The sequence below is a fragment of the Streptomyces sp. NPDC001415 genome, from assembly GCF_053597395.1.
In genome coordinates, this window is the sequence record NZ_JBSFIE010000022.1 from 1 (window position 1) to 2,048 (window position 2,048).

At 70.9% G+C, this 2,048-nt stretch carries 3 protein-coding genes; all 3 read left to right on the forward strand.

The annotated features are described in order from the left end of the window. Positions 1 to 190, forward strand: a 190-nt coding sequence (locus tag ACWC2B_RS25695; protein WP_450720446.1) for a carboxyl transferase domain-containing protein, incomplete at its 5' end; no start/stop codon positions are given. A 49-nt stretch (positions 191 to 239) separates the two neighbouring features. Continuing rightward, on the forward strand, positions 240 to 437 hold the full coding sequence (locus tag ACWC2B_RS25700) for an acyl-CoA carboxylase subunit epsilon (RefSeq protein WP_450720637.1): 198 nt from the start codon (positions 240 to 242) through the stop codon (positions 435 to 437). Positions 438 to 571: 134 nt separating this feature from the next. Further along, a partial coding sequence (locus ACWC2B_RS25705; RefSeq protein ID WP_450720448.1) for a DUF4192 domain-containing protein occupies positions 572 to 2,048 on the forward strand: 1,477 nt, incomplete at its 3' end.

Consider the following 2,048-nt stretch of genomic DNA (forward strand, 5'->3'; position numbering starts at 1 on the left):
GATGCGGGCGCGGATGGTCAAGGAGTACAAGGCCGAGCTGATGCATCCGTACTACGCGGCCGAGCGGGGTCTGGTGGATGACGTGATCGATCCGGTCGAGACCCGGGCCGTTCTCATCGCCTCACTCGCGATGCTCAAGTCCAAGCACGCCGACCTGCCGTCCCGCAAACACGGCAACCCGCCTCAATAGCAAGGGAGTTCACGTCGTGAGCGCCAATACCGCTGTACGCGAGACCGCCATGTGCGACACCGCCGTGCGCGACGCCGTCGTACGCATAGAGCGAGGCCAAGTCGGCCCCGAAGAACTTGCCGCGATCACCGCAGTGATCCTGGCTCGCGCCGCCGCGCGCACCGACACCCCGGCGGCCCGGCACAACCTCCCCAAGGCGGGATGGCGCCCGCCGGGCCACCGCGCGCCCCACTCCTGGCAGGGTTGAACTCAGCCTGCTGCGGCGGTCGTTGGTTCGCGGGCTCCCGCCTGCGAGCCATTTGTATGACCAGCGCCTTTCCCCTGTGGATAAGGTTATCCACAGGGGTGGTGGGAGATCCGTGATCGCGGAACCCTCAAGTCATGCGAGACACGAGTGAATCCCACGAATCCGAATCCCACGAATCCGAATGCCATGAGGCCGCGTCCTGCGGGTCCGGCCCTCGCGAATCCGAATGCCGGGGCTCGTCGGGCGAGCCCCGGATCACCCTGCGCGGTCCGGCCGAACTGGCCGACGCACTGCCGTACTTGATGGGCTTCCACCCGACCGACTCGGCCGTGCTGGTCGCGCTGCACGGCGAGAGCGGCCGGTTCGGCGGCCGGGTCAGGGTGGGGCTGCCGGCCTCGCCGCAGGAGTGGTCCGACATCGCGGCCCAACTCGCCGACTGCCTGGTCACGGGAAGCGAGCGGCGCGGGCCCAGGCCCGATGGAATCGTCGTCTTCCTCTGCCAGGACCCGTCGGCGGACGGCACCGGCCGCGAAGTGATGGAGCGGTTGCGGCCGCTGGCCCAACGGCTTCGCGTTGCATGCGGCAGTCTGGACGTCCCCGTACTCGAAGCGCTCTGCATTTCCGATGGCCGCTACTGGTCGTACTGCTGCCCGGACAGCCGCTGCTGTCCACCGGAGGGCAACGTGCTCGCCCTGCCGGGCACCTCCGTCATGGCGGCCGCCGCCACCTACGCGGGGATCCAAGTGCGCGGATCACTGCGGGAGATGGAGGAACGGCTCACGCCGTGGCGGACCGATGAGGCGGCCGACCAGGAACGGGCCCTGGACGCCGCGGCCGCCGAGATGTTCCCCCGCATCCTGAGCGAGGGCGACCGGCGCACCGTGGCCGACGAGACGCTCGACCTGGCGGCCCGGCTCATGCGCCGGATCGCGGAGGGGCCCGGCCCGGACCGCGGCACGGACGCCTACCCAGTGGGCAGCCGGGGTGCCGGCACCCTGCTGCTCGGCAGGAACGCATCGGACGACCTGGACGACGGGCTCATCGCCCACGACGAGGCGGCGGCCGTGATCCTGGGCCTTCAGGACCGCATGACCCGCGACTGGGCCGCCGAGTGGATGGAGGGAGTCGAAGCAGGACACGCCCTGCGCCTGTGGCGGGCGCTGGCCCGCCGCTGCGTCGGTCCGTACGGCGACCATGCCGCCGCGCTGCTCACTCTGGCGGGCTGGGTCTCCTGGTCGACCGGCGACGACCCGAATGCCAGGGTGGCGTTCAGCCTCGCTCTGCGGGCCGACCCCGACTACCGCTTCGCCCAACTGCTCCACCAGGCCTGCAACGGAGGCCTCGACCCGGAGAAGTTGCGCATCTGCCTGCGGGAGGAGCGTGCCGCGAGGCTGGCAGGGGATGCTGCCGCCGTTGCGATGGATGCGGATGCTCGCCCGGCCGGGGGCGCTGGAGAGCCCCCGGAGCCGACTGCCGTGAAGCACGTGCTGGCCCCCGTGGCTGGAGGTGCTGCCGAAGCCGAGACTGCCGTGAATGACGCGATCTTCCCCGCGCCCGAGGACGTCGAGAAGCCCGCAGACCCGCCCGCACGCCGGGCGATCCGCCCCACGC

Excerpts from the sequence above, each read along its gene's own strand:
- ACWC2B_RS25700 (WP_450720637.1), top strand. The coding sequence starts at position 240 with ATGTGCGACACCGCCGTGCGCGACGCCGTCGTACGCATAGAGCGAGGC.